This is a genomic window from Corynebacterium sp. HMSC06D04, assembly GCF_001807315.1.
GTDB classification, from domain to species: domain Bacteria; phylum Actinomycetota; class Actinomycetes; order Mycobacteriales; family Mycobacteriaceae; genus Corynebacterium; species Corynebacterium simulans.
Genome location: NZ_KV788540.1, coordinates 54,582 through 68,721 on the forward strand (window position 1 = coordinate 54,582; position 14,140 = coordinate 68,721).

Annotated in this window: 14 protein-coding genes; 5 read left to right on the forward strand and 9 right to left on the reverse strand. The window is 58.9% G+C overall.

The window, feature by feature from the left end:
- Positions 1-83 precede the first annotated feature (83 nt).
- A complete protein-coding gene (locus HMPREF3155_RS05335) occupies positions 84-785 on the forward strand; it encodes a DUF1648 domain-containing protein (RefSeq protein ID WP_168161736.1) in 702 nt (233 codons plus the stop codon).
- 85 nt (positions 786-870) lie between these two features.
- Here HMPREF3155_RS05335 and HMPREF3155_RS05340 read toward each other — a convergent pair whose 3' ends face one another.
- Complete coding sequence (locus tag HMPREF3155_RS05340; protein ID WP_070432755.1) at positions 871-1,197, reverse strand: putative quinol monooxygenase; 327 nt, start codon at positions 1,195-1,197, stop codon at positions 871-873.
- A gap of 226 nt (positions 1,198-1,423) precedes the next feature.
- On the opposite strand from HMPREF3155_RS05340, the gene HMPREF3155_RS05345 reads away from it, so the two are divergent.
- Both HMPREF3155_RS05345 and HMPREF3155_RS05350 read left to right on the forward strand, forming a co-directional pair.
- Positions 1,424-1,798, forward strand: coding sequence for a hypothetical protein (locus tag HMPREF3155_RS05345; RefSeq protein WP_141744799.1), 375 nt, complete (start codon positions 1,424-1,426; stop codon positions 1,796-1,798).
- Complete coding sequence (locus HMPREF3155_RS05350; protein WP_061921358.1) at positions 1,795-2,211, forward strand: hypothetical protein; 417 nt, start codon at positions 1,795-1,797, stop codon at positions 2,209-2,211. The genes HMPREF3155_RS05345 and HMPREF3155_RS05350 overlap by 4 nt, the downstream gene beginning before the upstream one ends.
- Here the strand turns inward: HMPREF3155_RS05350 and HMPREF3155_RS05355 are convergent.
- Both HMPREF3155_RS05355 and HMPREF3155_RS05360 read right to left on the reverse strand, forming a co-directional pair.
- Entirely contained in the window at positions 2,204-2,785 is a 582-nt protein-coding gene (locus tag HMPREF3155_RS05355; RefSeq protein ID WP_201040673.1) for a hypothetical protein, read from the reverse strand. The two genes, HMPREF3155_RS05350 and HMPREF3155_RS05355, sit on opposite strands and share 8 nt — an antisense overlap.
- Positions 2,786-2,875: 90 nt before the next feature.
- Positions 2,876-4,726: an ABC-F family ATP-binding cassette domain-containing protein gene (locus HMPREF3155_RS05360; protein WP_061921352.1), complete on the reverse strand. Its 1,851-nt coding sequence runs from the start codon at positions 4,724-4,726 to the stop codon at positions 2,876-2,878.
- 94 nt (positions 4,727-4,820) lie between these two features.
- On the opposite strand from HMPREF3155_RS05360, the gene HMPREF3155_RS05365 reads away from it, so the two are divergent.
- Positions 4,821-6,149 carry an NHL repeat-containing protein gene (locus tag HMPREF3155_RS05365; RefSeq protein ID WP_061921349.1) on the forward strand — a complete coding sequence of 443 codons (1,329 nt, stop codon included), beginning with the start codon at positions 4,821-4,823 and terminating at the stop codon, positions 6,147-6,149.
- A 62-nt stretch (positions 6,150-6,211) separates the two neighbouring features.
- Here the strand turns inward: HMPREF3155_RS05365 and HMPREF3155_RS05370 are convergent, their stop codons facing one another.
- The 4 genes from HMPREF3155_RS05370 to HMPREF3155_RS05385 all read right to left on the reverse strand — a co-directional run bounded on the left by HMPREF3155_RS05370 (position 6,212) and on the right by HMPREF3155_RS05385 (position 10,286).
- On the reverse strand, positions 6,212-7,165 hold the full coding sequence (locus HMPREF3155_RS05370) for a 4-(cytidine 5'-diphospho)-2-C-methyl-D-erythritol kinase (RefSeq protein WP_082778571.1): 954 nt from the start codon (positions 7,163-7,165) through the stop codon (positions 6,212-6,214).
- Complete coding sequence (gene rsmA, locus HMPREF3155_RS05375; RefSeq protein ID WP_061921344.1) at positions 7,159-8,016, reverse strand: 16S rRNA (adenine(1518)-N(6)/adenine(1519)-N(6))-dimethyltransferase RsmA; 858 nt, start codon at positions 8,014-8,016, stop codon at positions 7,159-7,161. The genes HMPREF3155_RS05370 and rsmA overlap by 7 nt, the downstream gene beginning before the upstream one ends.
- Positions 8,017-8,111: 95 nt before the next feature.
- Positions 8,112-9,263: a resuscitation-promoting factor gene (locus HMPREF3155_RS05380; RefSeq protein ID WP_061921341.1), complete on the reverse strand. Its 1,152-nt coding sequence runs from the start codon at positions 9,261-9,263 to the stop codon at positions 8,112-8,114.
- A 204-nt stretch (positions 9,264-9,467) separates the two neighbouring features.
- Positions 9,468-10,286, reverse strand: coding sequence for a TatD family hydrolase (locus HMPREF3155_RS05385; protein WP_061921338.1), 819 nt, complete (start codon positions 10,284-10,286; stop codon positions 9,468-9,470).
- Positions 10,287-10,521: 235 nt separating this feature from the next.
- Here HMPREF3155_RS05385 and HMPREF3155_RS05390 point away from each other — a divergent pair, with 235 nt between their 5' ends.
- Positions 10,522-11,037, forward strand: coding sequence for a GNAT family N-acetyltransferase (locus HMPREF3155_RS05390; protein WP_061921335.1), 516 nt, complete (start codon positions 10,522-10,524; stop codon positions 11,035-11,037).
- Here HMPREF3155_RS05390 and HMPREF3155_RS05395 read toward each other — a convergent pair.
- Both HMPREF3155_RS05395 and metG read right to left on the reverse strand, forming a co-directional pair.
- Positions 11,007-12,185, reverse strand: coding sequence for an MFS transporter (locus HMPREF3155_RS05395; protein ID WP_061921332.1), 1,179 nt, complete (start codon positions 12,183-12,185; stop codon positions 11,007-11,009). The two genes, HMPREF3155_RS05390 and HMPREF3155_RS05395, sit on opposite strands and share 31 nt — an antisense overlap.
- A 1-nt stretch (position 12,186) precedes the next feature.
- Complete coding sequence (gene metG, locus HMPREF3155_RS05400) at positions 12,187-14,019, reverse strand: methionine--tRNA ligase (protein ID WP_061921501.1); 1,833 nt, start codon at positions 14,017-14,019, stop codon at positions 12,187-12,189.
- Positions 14,020-14,140: the final 121 nt, after the last annotated feature.

The window sequence follows — 14,140 nt, forward strand, 5'->3', positions numbered from 1 at the left end:
CGTTTGTCTAACGCTTGAGCCGATATCTTCGTTATCATGTTTTTGGATTTATGTAGGAAACTGAACACACGAGGAACTTCCTGTTGACAGCTCTACGCAAGGAATGGATTTGGTTGGCCGCCACGGCAGCGCTTGCGCTAGTCGCCGCAATAGTTGTAATTCTCGGCTGGGACAGCCTCCCAGACCCGCTACCCAAGCATTTCAATGGTCGAGGCGAACCTGATGCATGGATGCCAAAGACCTATCGAAATGCAATTGGTTTTGCGTTACTTGTACCTCTCGTTCTCACGATTACATCAGCAGTAACTATCGGAATAACGCAACAAAGCACCAAGACAACCACAAGCAGCTATTCGCAGGCTTCTGCGGTTGATATCGAGCGTAGCCGTGCTCACTCCGCTGCTATCCTTCCCACGTTAAGCTTTTGGTTCTTCGCCCTAACGGCGATCTGCACGGCGTTCGCGCTCACTGGAATCTTTCTCAGCGGCCCTAGACCGCTAATTTTCCCCTGCTTAGTCGTTGCCATCCTTGTGGTTTGCGTCTGGCTCGTGTTCAGGTTGAATAGCATAAATAAAAAGCTGGATGAACAATTTCCTGACTCCTCTACAGCGGGCAAGCTTCGTTACGGATTGTTCTACTACGACCCCACAGATACCCGCGCGATGGTGCCCCTTCCCAGCGGTTCTTCCCAATTCAACTTTGGGCAGAAAAATTCCTGGTTTATCCTCGCTGGGCTCTTAGTACCTGCGGCCCTATTGATTATCCTTCTTAGCGTCGCGGCCTAGATTGCCCAAATAAAAAAGTCCGCCTCCCTGCGCTGCGTGGTTGTATACACGGTGCAGGGAGGCAGATTACTTTTAAGCCAGTGCCTTAGGACTCGACCTTGTATTCGGCCATGCGGTCCCACTCAGTCTTGCCGTCGATGTGGACGTTGATGATTTCTGGGGTCTCAAGCAGGTACTTCGGGAACTCCTCGCAGGAGCGCTTGAAGTGCTCGCCCTCGACGTGCTCGACGTCCTTGCCATCGGCATAAGCCTCAAAGAGGAGGAAGCGCTGACGGTCCTCCGGATCACGGTACCAATCAAAGTTCAGGCAACCCGGCTCCGCATTACAAGCCTGGGTGTACCAGTCGATCTCCTCGAGGAAGGTTTCTGCGTATTCAGGCTTTACGTGGAATTTTACGTTAATCAAAATCATGAGCCCCATCGTACGTATGTGTATTTTCGTCCGCCACGATGCAGCACAGCGGCATGATTGGGGGTTTCACCAACGAGCACAGCACGCGCCACCCAGATCGCCTTCGGCAACAGTAGCCAAATACTATATTGTGTAAGAATCCTCTTTAGAAAGGCCCCTACCCTCCTGTAACTACGCAAATCTCTTTGGACGAAGGCCGCGCGCTGTGGCGCCGGAGGCTTCGCCGATGGATTGCACTCGGGGTTTTATCGTCGTCTGCGGACTGATTTTGTGCGTAGGTACGATCCTTGGCAGAGAGGCTGCCCGCAACTGGGCCGATTATCACGCAGCACGCCCGCTGTGTGAGCGCGAGGTGCTCAAGCAGGCCAAGATTCCGGAGCGCGCAATGTTCCTTACTGAGACCATCCCGGAAACGGATTCAAAGATCAGCGCGCCCATGCGTGTTTATACCGCCCACGGTGAGGTCATCTTCATCAACGATGAGGGCGTTGAGGATGAAGGCACCTATGACTGCTTGGTGAGTTTCCGTACCCATAGCTTTGTCACGAGCCGCGCCGAAGTCTCTGGCATTGCCCCCGCTGCCCTAGTGGAGGCTTCATGAGTTCGCTGGCGAAGGAACTAAGCGCTAGGCGACGCCGTCAAAAACTCGGCGTCGCTCTTCTTGTGGTGGGAGCAGTCGCGGTGACTGCGTTGTCGATGACCCGCTCAATTTCGAAGTACTACGGATGGATCAATATCAACCGTGCGGCTCAGGTCTGTGAGGCCACCGTGCAAGACCTTGCCGCCCGCCCCGAGACAGTGAACTTTCCCGGCGCGCCTGACATGGTCACCGACCGTATCTTAAAGGACGGAATCGTCCACTATGCAGGCACCGGCAGCGTGACTATGGAGGACGCAGCCGGTACCCGAAACGTGGGTTTCTTTAGCTGCTCTGTAGATCTGCGCGCGAGCACCAATTTCGTTGATTCGAGCGCCACGCTATTAGGCGTAGAGCCGGCCGCATTAGCTAGTTGAAAAAGTACTCGGCGAGGTAGACAAAGTTGCCGTCAAAGCTGGTGGCTACGCCGAAGTGCTTGCCCGGTGCTGGGGTAACTGGAACGTCACGGTTGAGCCAGTTGAGGCGGTCGTGAGCTTCCTGAATGGTCAGGCGGTAGACGTTGCCGCTGCCTTCGTTCAAGTGAGTGCGGCCGTCACCGACGTTACTGCGGTAGGTAAGAGCACCAGCCGCGCCCTGGTCAGCCCATTCCTGAGCGATGTTGCGAGCGTTCGGATCCTCAACGTGGCCCTGCTTGCGCAGGTGCTCAGTGGTGGCGCCGACGAGGTGGTGAGCTACCTCCGGAGCTGGCTGCTTGACAAACGGCGGAAGCTGAATGTTGTACTGCTTTGCAAGGTCATAAGCCTGCGGTGGCAGTTCGACCTGTGGGACGCCAGCTGGAATGAACTGGGAGCTGCCAGCGGTGACATCTGCCGGGATGCCCGCAGGTAGCTGGGAGGAGAAATCCGGAAGCTGAGCGTGTGCAGGAGCCAAGCTGCCGGCTGCGAGAGTAAGGGCGATGGAAACGGGGAGAATACGGCGCGTCAGTTTCATATCCTCCACCGTGCCACACACTGGGGCGAGCTGAATAGTATTAGGCAGTGCTGAAAGCGAGATCGCAATAGCATTGTTATCTACGCATTCTTAGCCTTCGAGCTTCTCGCCAAGCTCTAGCCACTCCATCTCAAGCTCCTCGCGCTGAGAGGTTACTTCCTTCAGCTTGCTGTCTAACTCGGTTAGCTTCGCGGTGTCGATGTCGCCCGCGCCTGCCACCTCGGCCATCTCGGCGTTGAGCTTGGTGGCTTGCTCGTCGAGCTTGCCCATTTTGCGCTCCAAGGCATTCATCTTCTTGGTCAACTCGCGTTCCTCTTGGGAGGACAGGCGCTTGGTAGATTCCTTCTTGGCGTTTCCTGCGCCATTGCCGCTGCCGTCGGGAGCAGAATCCTGTTTCGCGCTTTCGCCGAGGTTGACCACGCCTGCGGGCTGAGCCGCGTCGAGGGCGGCGCGGCGGCGCAGGTATTCGTCAATGCCGCCTGGCAAGTTGGTGAGTTTTCCGTCGCCAAAAAGCGCATAGGTATTATCCGCAATGCGCTCAATGAGGTAGCGGTCGTGTGAGATGACCACCATCGTGCCCGGCCAAGAATCGAGCAAGGACTCCAGTTCCTGGAGAGTGTCGATGTCGAGGTCGTTAGTTGGCTCGTCGAGCAGCAGCACGTTTGGTTCTGCCATCAACACGCGCGTTAGCTGGAGGCGGCGACGCTCACCACCGGACAAGTCCCCCACCGGGGTGCGCTGGCGCTTAGCGGAAAAGCCCAGGCGTTCTGCAAGCTGCGAGGCAGACAATTCTTTCTTGCCCAGTTGGACGTAGGTGGCCACGTCCTCCACGGCGTCGATTAGCCGGCGCTGCGGATCAAGGTCATCGAGTTCCTGGCGCAACCAGCCCAGACGTACCGTCTGCCCCTCAATGCGCTTGCCCGCGGCGAGTGGATGTTCGCCAGCCAGGGCGCGCAGCAGCGTGGTCTTGCCTGAACCGTTCACGCCGACCAGTCCGATGCGCTCACCCGGGGCCAAGCGCCACGTGAGGTGGTCAACGAGTTCGCGGCCATCCGGCGTCGCAATCGTGGCATCCTCAAGTTCAATGACCACGCGACCTTGGCGCTGCTTGGAAAAGGCCATGAGCTCAACCTTGTTGCGCGGTGCTGGGACATCAGCGATAAGTGCCTCTGCCGCTTCCACGCGGTAGCGCGGCTTCGAGGTACGCGCCGGCGCGCCGCGGCGCAGCCATGCTAGCTCCTTACGCGCCAGGTTCTGGCGGCGCTGCTCCATCGCATCGGCCTGACGGGCACGCTCGGCGCGGGCATAAATCCAGTCGTTGTATCCGCCCTCATAAGGATCGACCACGCCGTCGTGCACCTCCCACGTGGTGGTTGCCACGGTATCGAGGAACCAGCGGTCGTGGGTGACTACGACAGCTGCGATCTTGCGCGCCAGGAGATGCTGTGCCAGCCACTGCACTCCTTCCACGTCCAGGTGGTTGGTCGGTTCGTCGAGCACGATCAAGTCAAGCTCCTGGACCAATGCAGCGGCCAGGTTAACGCGGCGGCGCTCGCCACCAGACAGAGAACCTACCGGCGTATCTAGGCCCAGTTCCACGATTCCGAGGCCGCCCAAAACGTCGCGCACCTTGGCATTCGAGGCCCATTCGAAGGTCTCGAGGCTGAGCGGTTCGATGATGACCTGGGCGATAGTCAGGGCATAATCAAGCTCAAAGCGCTGGGTCACCACGGCCATGCGCAGGTCAGAATTGTGGGACACACGCCCCTCGTCCGGTGGCTCGATACCGGTGAGCACCTCCAGCAGCGTGGTCTTGCCGCCGCCATTCACGCCAACGATTCCGATGCGGTCCCTGCTTTGAACACCCAACGACACCCCGTTGAGCAGCGTCTGCAGACCGAAAGATTTGGAAACTTTTTCCAGGTTAATAAGGTTCGCCATAACGTTTAACCATCTTAGTGCCTAGCGCGCAGTTACCCCCCTCACCACCTCAGACTATTGCAAATGAAAATTACTCTAAATAGTCTAAACGGGTATGAAGAAATCTGCGCTATCTATCCTTGCCGCTGTCTCCGCAACAACACTCCTTGTCACTTCCTGCTCCAAGCCCGCTGATGAGCAGGCCCCGGCCAACGATGCCGCGACTGAGTCGCACGAACACGAGGGCCACGATCACGAGGGCCACGATCACGAGCACGATCATGAAGGCCACCATCATGAACACGATGGAATGGAGGCCGGCGAGGGCGAGACCGAAGTTGCTCAGTTACCCAATCGCGTGGTCATCTCCCACGAAGGCGGCTTGAAGACCTACGACGCCAAAACCGGCAAGGTCATCGAGGAAGAGGAAATTCCTGCATTCCTGCGCCTGTCCAACGCTGGCGATAACCGCCACGTCATGGTCACCAAAGGCGATAAGTTCCTTAGCTTCGACTCCGGCCTCATCACCAAGCCGCACGGCGATCACAACCACTACTACACCGCCGAGCCTAAGCTTTCCGACGCCGAGATCGAGGCGCCGCACGCCGGCCATGTGGTCCACCACGACGGCTTCACCGCTCTCTTCTCTGACGGCGAAGGCACCGCACAGGTCTTCCCAACCGACCAGGCTGGCGACCCGAAAGACGTCAAGACCTTCGAATCCGGCGCAGCACATCACGGTGTTGCCGTTCCGCTCAAGGACGGCTCCGTCGTCATGACCAAGGGCACCGAGGACGAGCGCCACACCATCCAGCATCTATCCAAAGACGGCAAGGTCCTGACCGAGACCACCAAGTGCCCAGGCGTTCACGGTGAGGCTACCGCCGGAAACGGCAAGCTCTTCTTCGGCTGCGAGGACGGCCCAGTTGTCTTCGACGGCAAGGAGTTCCACAAGATCGACGTTTCCGCCTACGCGGGCAAAGACGGCTACCAGCGCTCCGGCAACTCCGCCGGCTCTGAGGAATCCGACGTCATCTTGGCTGACAACAAGACCGAAAAGGACGCCGAGTTCGAGCGCCCAACCTCTGTCTCCCTCATCAACACCAAGGACTACTCCGCCAAAAAGGTTGACCTCGGTTCCTCCTACTGGTTCCGTTCCCTGGCCCGCGGCCCGCTAGGAGAGGCCCTCGTGCTGACTTACGACGGCAAGCTCAACGTCATCGACCCAGAGACCGGCGAGATTACCAAGAAGATCGACGCCATCTCCGAGTGGCGCGAGAACGAAGAATGGCAGCTGCCTGGACCGATCCTCAAGGCGGAAGACGGCTACGCATTCGTCACCGATGCCAACAAGAAGGAACTCGTTGTCATCGACCTCTTCGAGGGCAAGGAAGTAAACCGCTTCAAGCTGGACATCAAGCCAACCGAGATGGCTGTGCTCTAGATAAACAAAAGCTGCAGTGAGGGGACTTTGCCCTACTGCAGCTTTTACTTTTTAATAACACCCTAAATTACTTCGATTCCTGGTGCCGGCGAGGTGGTCACAATGCCACGGGTGCCCTTGTTATCGAACATCACTTGGGCCACGACTTCACCAGCGGTCTCCTCGTCCTCGCACAGGAAGGCACAGGTAGGACCAGAGCCAGAGACGATTCCAGTCAGTGCACCGGCGGCCATTCCAGTGTCCAGAATCTTGCGTAGGTCTGGGCGCAAAGAAAGAGTTGCCGCTTGCAGGTCATTGCGCAGCACCTTTGCGAGAGCCTCGGGACGCCCGCTCATCAGCGCCTGCGCCACCGCAGAAGTGTCCATGGTGGGGTGGCTGCCCTTCCCCGCTGCGCGAAGCTCATCAATCTTGGCAAAGACGGCCGGAGTGGACAGCCCTTCCGCATTGGTAATGATGGCCCACGTATACGTTCCGCGGCTAAGCATCGGCGCCAACTTCTCGCCGCGACCCGTGCCCAACGCCGTGCCGCCGATTAGCGTGAAGGGCACATCAGAGCCTAGGCGCGCTGCCAGTGTTAGAAGTTCTTCTTCACTTACAGCGCCGAAGTCAGCAAATGCGTGAGCGGCCAGGCGCAATGCCGCGGCCGCATCCGCAGAACCGCCCGCCATGCCGCCGGCGGCGGGAATCCCCTTTTCTAGCTGCAACCTGACCTTGGGCAAGGCAAGCTCGCGCTCGCCGCGTACTGCATCCGCTACCGCTTCGACGGCTCGCCATGCTAAATTCTTGTCATTTTCCGGCACGCCTGCGGCATAGGTACCGCTCGCGCGCAGTTCCTGCACGACTGGGCCCGTGGTCATCGCTGCAGGAGTGCTATCCTCAAGCGTTTCGAGGCTAACCACATCAGAAATATTCAGCGATTGAAAGACGGTGGCGAGTTCATGGAAGCCGTCGGGACGCGCTGCCTCGACTCCTAAGTGCAGGTTGACCTTCGCATGGGCGCGAGCACGAATTAACAATTCACACCTGCCAATCGGACAAAGTCTTCGGTGGCCAGCTTCTCACCACGCTGGCGCGGGTCGATGCCGGCTGCCACTAGAGCCTCTTCCGCGGCAGGGCCGCCGCCGAAGTGACCAGAGAGTGCCGCGCGCAGGGTCTTGCGGCGCTGTGCAAAGGCGGCGTCGACAAGTGGGAAAACCGCCTTGCGCGTCTCATCGTTGATAGGCCACGGCGCATTCTCGAAGCAGTCGATGCGCACTAGGCCAGACTCGATGTTCGGCGCCGGCCAAAAGACGTTCTTGCCGATGGTTCCGGCCTGCCGGACGTTGCCGTAGAAGGAAGCCTTCACCGAAGGAACGCCATAGACCTTGCTGCCAGGCTTGGCGGCGAGACGCTCTGCCACCTCAAGCTGAACCATGACGAGTACGCGGCGGATGGAGGGATAAAGTTCCAGAATGTGCAAAAGAACCGGCACCGCGACGTTGTACGGCAGATTTGCCACCAGCGCAGTCGGCTCGCCCAACTCGCCTGCCGTAATACGCAGCGCATCTTTTTCCACGAGCCGCAGGTTGCCTGCTTGCTCCGGTGCGCGCTGCGCGATGGTATCCGGCAGCTGCGCTGCAAGGCGTGGATCAATTTCTATCGCCGTAAGGTCATCGACTGCCTCAAGCAGGCCCAAAGTCAGAGATCCCAGGCCGGGGCCTACCTCAACGACGCGGTCTTCCCGCTGCAACTGCGCCGCACTAACGATGCGGCGGATGGTGTTGGGATCGTGCAGGAAGTTCTGTCCCAGCTTCTTCGTCGGGGTCACGTCCAGCTTCTCGGCCAATTGGCGGATTTCCACGGGCCCGAGCAGTTTGGGTTCAGTCATGCAATTTAGAGTAGTCGAGGTTTTCCGGATACAAAGAAAGCCCGCTTCCGCGGGCTTTGAACGGGGCGCGAATTAGCACCTAAAGGGCTACATGCTTAGCGCAGCCCCAGCTTCGCGGTACAAGCAGGCCATGCGCCCCAGCCCTGTGCGGCCTGAACCTTCTCGGCCACAGCGATCTGCTGCTCACGGGTTGCCTGCCATGCTTCCGGCGCATATGCGGTGCCGCCGAAGCCAGCCCAGGTGGACGGGGTGAACTGCAGGCCGCCGGAGAAGCCGTTACCAGTGTTGATGGACCAGTTACCAGTTGCCTCACACTGTGCGATGGAGTCCCAGACGGAGCCATCGGCTACGGCAGGTGCAGCCGCACCGCCAGCCTCAGGTTTCTTGGTGCCGCGGGCGATGGTGGCAGCGACCGGCTCGGTAACGACCTTTTCCTTGACTACGTCCTCGGATTCCTTAGCACCATCCTTCATCACCAGCTTGCGGGTGACCTTACGCTCACCCTTGACGGCTTCCTCGCGGATTTCCTCGGTGCCCTCTTCGAGCTCTGGGTCATCGACGTAGTTTGGCTCTGCCTCGAACTCTTCGGTGGCGTCGTAGAAGGTGGTAGAAACTTGATCAACCTTGATGGACATGCCGTTGGTCACCGGGGTGTCCATGGCTGGGAAGACGCGGTCATCTTCATCCACGCCAATGCCGCGCTCCTCGATGACGTCCTTGACGGTCTTAGCAGCAATGTTGGTGTAGGTAATCTTGCCGCCGTCGTTGATCTTGACGATCTTCGGCGACGTAACCTCCAACTCCATACCATCTTCCAGAGCGTCATCCTTTTCCACCTTCTTGTCACCGGAGGTAACAGAAGCACCGGGCTTTACGCCGTCTAAATCACCCAAAAGATCAGAAACGGTGAGATCGGTGGAAGAAAGCTGCTTTTCGACGCCGTCGATAGTAACGGCAACAGGCTTAGAGGTGCGCACGGTGATGTTGTCACCGTCGGCAACCTCTTCAGAAGGAGCCGGGTACACGAGATCCTCGCCGCCGACGTTAACGCCCGCAGCCTGCAGCGCCTCATCGACGTTGCCCGCGAAGGTGGCCAGCTCGACCTTGTCACCGTTGACGTCAACGGTGATGTCCTTCTGCGCAGAAACAGCGACGACTCCGCCCACTGCCAAAGTACCGAGCACACCACCGGTGGCAAGGCGCAGAGGCAGGGAACGGGAAGAATTGATGCGCTTAATCTGGTTCATGAAACTCTCTCATCGAAAACGGGGGGAAGCAGAGCAAATCTTTGAATAACGATACGATAACAGCAGGATGTAGTCGAAAACGATTTTTCTACCTACACCACTTCCAGCACTGCTTTCACATTCGGCACGTCCACCACCGCTGAGCAGGCAAAACTCCGAATGTGAATATCGTCACAGATGTGAGCATGAATGCTTAAATCTAGCCTAGGAGAGGCCAAATATCGAAGTGAACGTCTGGTTAACCTCTTCGATCAGCTCCTCGACACGCATGCCTCGCGCGTCAGCTATGCAGTTATACGTATGCCCGATGAAGGTCGGCTCGTTGCGTGCGCCGCGGAATGGCTCCGGGGTCATATACGGAGCGTCAGTTTCCACCAGCAGCTGGCCTGCCGGCGCGGCGGCTGCCGCCGCGCGCATCTCTTCGTTGCGTTTAAAGGTCACGTTGCCGGCAAAAGACAACACCCAGCCGCGCTCGAGTGCTTCCTTCGCCACATCAAACGGCGAGGAGAAACAGTGCAACATGACATTCTCGGCGTCGCCAAGCACCCGCAACAGGTCCGCGTCCGCCTCGCGGTTGTGAATCATCAGGACCTTACCGGTTTCCTTGGCCAGATCCATGTGCCAGCGCAGCGCCTCTTCTTGTACCTCAAGTGGTGCGGTGGATTCCGGCTCATGCTTAATCCAATAGGTATCGAGGCCGGTCTCCCCGATTGCCACGCAGCGTGGGTCCGCAGCCATCTGCGCCAGGCGCGTACGTGCCTGCTCGTCCAATTCCTGCGCCTTGGTGGGATGGATGGCGCACGCTGCCCACACATTGGAAAATTCGTGCGCGGCCTGCAACGCCTGCTCGGCTTCTTCCAAGCCATCGCCTACCGTTACCATGCGCGACACCCCTGCAGCACCAGCGCGGGACACGATGTCGGCGGCTGGGTCCTTGCAGGAGGCTAGGTGTGTATGGGCGTCGACAAGCTGTGACAAGCCTTCTGCTGGAACAGGGACTGGGCGTGGCTTCTTTTTAGACATGGACGCAATTGTAATCTGGAACGCATGCGAAACCACCTTTTTTAGATCCGGCAGCCCAAGGCCAAGGTGTGGACACCAACGTCGCATCCATCAAGTTGCATGAGAAGTTCGGTTTTGCCAATGTAGGAACGTTCAAAGAGGTGTCCTACAAGAGGGGACACTGGCTAAATCTCGCCCATTTGCAGCTGCTCGTTTAGCCCCGCAGCTTCTTATTGTTTAAGGATCCCTGACACCTATGCACGTACGTCCCGCCGCGCCTGCCGACGCCGCCGCAATCGCCTCCATCTACAACGCCGCCTCCGCCGCTACCCCGGCGGCCAACTTGGTCACCTGGCAAGAATCCGTCGAGGATCGTGCCGAGTGGCTCGAACAAATGGAAAAGGACGGCTACCCCGTCTTCGTTGCCGTAGAAGACGATGAGATCATCGGTTGGGCTGCCTATTTCCAATTCGTAACGCCAGCCATCTACTACGGCACCGTAGAAAACTCCGTCTACGTCGCTCCTTCGGCGCGCGGCAAGGGCGTGGGCAACGAGCTCATGTGCGCCGTGGTCGACGATGCCAAGGACAACGACTACGTGCAGACGATGATCACCTACATCGTCGATACCAACGAAGCCTCCATCGGCCTGCACAAGAAGTTCCACTTCGAAGAGACCGGCCGCATGCCCAATATCCACACCAAGGACGGAGTGCGTCTGGGCCTAGTGCACCTGCAACGTCACTTCGACAGGAGCTCGTCGTCGATGTAGACCGAGCGGGCGGCGGCAACGCCTGCCACCGACATCGCTAGGGTAAGTGTGATGAGCACACCCAACGGAACCTCCCAGCCGCCGGTTGCTTGCGCGAGAACGCCGAAGAGGAACGGGAATACGCCAGCCAGAATATAGCCACCCGGCTGCACGAAGCCGGAAAGGCGTGCTGTTACCTCCGGCTGCCGGGTGCGCGCGGCAATCAGGGCGAGGGCCAGCGGGAAGCACATTCCGCCGATGCCCATCAGAGTGGCCCAGGTAAGCGGCGCTGCGCTCGCGTTGACGAGCACACCCAGCCAGCCGGCCAAGGTAGCAGCCGACAAAACCAGTGGAACGGGACGGAGATCTCGCAGCCGCTCAATGAGAATCGGCATGATGAGCCCGCCGACGACGTTGATGGCGCCGATGAGCGCGAGCGCCAGGCTGGCCCGGGAGGCGGAGACCCCACGGCTTTCAAGCATCGTGGGCAGCCACCCCATCTGTGCATAAGCCATGGTGGATTGCAGGCCAAAGAAGAAAAGAAGTGCAACAGCGGTACGCGAACGGCGCATCGGAATCGCCGCGGTATCCGGGCTTTGCACTGGATCGACGCCGGTGTGCTTACAGGCAATCAGCCACCCCACTACCTGCAGGGCGACGGGGATTGCCCACGCAAACAACGACATCCGCCAGCCACCCAGGTGGGTAGACATTGGACCAAGGGCACTCGATACGCCAAGCACGGTGGTGTAAGTCGTCATCAACGCCACCACGGTGCGCGCAGTTCCGTAGGTCTTGATCCATGCAGGCAACAAGATGTTGGTGACAGCGATGCCGCCGACTACGAGCAGCGTGAGCGCAACGAAGGGTGCGAAACTACTTACCCATGGGCGCACGGCAAGCCCCACCACGAGTGCCGCTGCGCCGCCGAGAAGAGTCGTGGTCAGGCCACAACGCCGCGCGATAGGAACGGCGGCCCAGCCCATCAGTGCGAAACACAGACCAGGAAGGGCTGTCAGGGTCCCGGCGATGGCAGGGCCAACGCCAAAAGCTGCGCTGATATCGCCCAGCACCGGCGCCACGGAGGCGATTCCGGCGCGCAGGTTCAGCGCAGTTAAGGTAACGACCGCAAAAGCGAGAGCGGCCGCGATGCTTCGACGAGCCACCATCCTATTTCTGGACGGGTGCCCACTCAGGGCCGGTCTCACCGAGCTCTGGGTCAAGCTTTGCCACGAGCGGCTTCGGCTTGGAAAGCTCAGTGCCAGGCTCGACGTCTACGCGCTTCCATGCCGCCAGCTGGGCGGTGTAATCACCGGTGATGATTGGGTACGGGTGATTCTCCGGCGGCAGGCCAACGCCTACGAGCTCAACCGGGATATCATCCACGACGTCGCGTACCTCAGGCTGTGCCGCCCAAATGCCATCGCGGCCCAAGGTCTCGTGGACCTTCTGCGCGGTAAACGGCAGGAACGGGGTGAGCATGACGTTGCAGTCAGAGACCACCTGGAGTGCGGTCCACAGGACGGTGGCCAGACGCTCGCGTTGGGTCTCATCCTTGGCCAGCTTCCATGGCTCCATCGCTGCAATATAAGCATTCGCCTCACCAACGACGTGCATGACGGCGGTAATAGCCTGCTTGAATTTCGACTGCTCGAGGTAGCCTGCGGCAGTCTCGAAGGTCTCCTCCGCCAGCTGCAGGATGGCCTTGTCAGCTTCTTCCAGTGCGGCGGGAGCTGGGACTTCGCCGAAGTTCTTGTAGGCCATCGAGACGGTGCGGTTGACCAGGTTGCCCCAGCCATTGGCCAGTTCGTTGTTGATACGGCGCACGAACTCGTCCCACGTAAAGTCCGTGTCATTGTTTTCTGGACCGGCCACGGAGATGAAGTAACGCAGCGCATCCGGGCCGAACTCCGCCAAGAAGTCCTTGACGTAGATGACAACGCCCTTCGAAGAAGAGAACTTCGAGCCGGACATCGTCAGGTACTCGGAGGAAACAATCTCGGTAGGTAGATTCAGCTCACCAAACTTGTGCACCTCGCCGCCCTTCGCGCCCTTACCGGCGTAACCCAGGAGCTGCGCAGGCCAAATCTGCGAGTGGAAGGTGATGTTGTCCTTGCCCTGGAAGTAGTAATGGCGAGCCTTGTCGTTCTGCCAGAAATCCTTCCATGCATCCGGGTTTCCGGTGCGATGCGCCCACTCGATGGAAGAGGACAAGTAACCGATGACAGCGTCAAACCAGACGTAGAGCTTCTTTGCGGAGTTTTCCTCCCAGCCCTCTACCGGAATTGGGATGCCCCAGTCGATGTCGCGGGTCATGGTGCGCGGACGCATGTCTTCGAGCAAATTCAGGGAGAACTTCAGGACGTTTGGACGCCAGTCCTCGCGAGTCTTCAACCACTCCTCCAGTGCGTCCTTCACGGAAGGCAGGTCGAGGAGGAAGTGCTCGGTCTCGATGAACTCCGGGGTCTCACCGTTGATCTTGGAAACTGGGTCGATCAGATCTACTGGGTCAAGCTGGTTACCGCAGTTATCGCACTGATCGCCGCGCGCACCCTCAGCCCCACAAATTGGGCAAGTTCCCTCGATGTAGCGGTCAGGCAAGGTACGGCCAGTCGACGGCGAGATGGCGCCCTTGGTGGTTTCCTTGAGCATGTAGCCGTTTTCATAAAGGCCCTTGAACAGCTCCTGCACTACCGCGTAGTGGTTGCGTGTGGTGGTACGGGTAAACAGGTCATAGGACAGGCCCAAGCCGGCGAGGTCGGTGACAATTTGACGGTTATAACGGTCCGCGAGCTCGCGAACGGTCACGCCTTCTTTGTCGGCCTGCACCAGCAACGGAGTGCCGTGCTCATCGGTGCCAGAAACCATGAGAACGTTGCGGCCACGCATTCGCTGGAAACGTGCGAATACGTCAGAAGGAACACCAAAGCCTGCCACGTGTCCGATGTGGCGGGGGCCGTTGGCATACGGCCAGGCAACATTTACTACTACCGACTCAGTCATGCCCACCACTTTATCGAAGCCTTGGTCAACAGCGCGCGTTGAGGGGGGCACATCGACAATGGCGAAAGATCCACGCACAAGGATATTTGCGCGCATAAAGACGCATAAAGAAACGCACCCT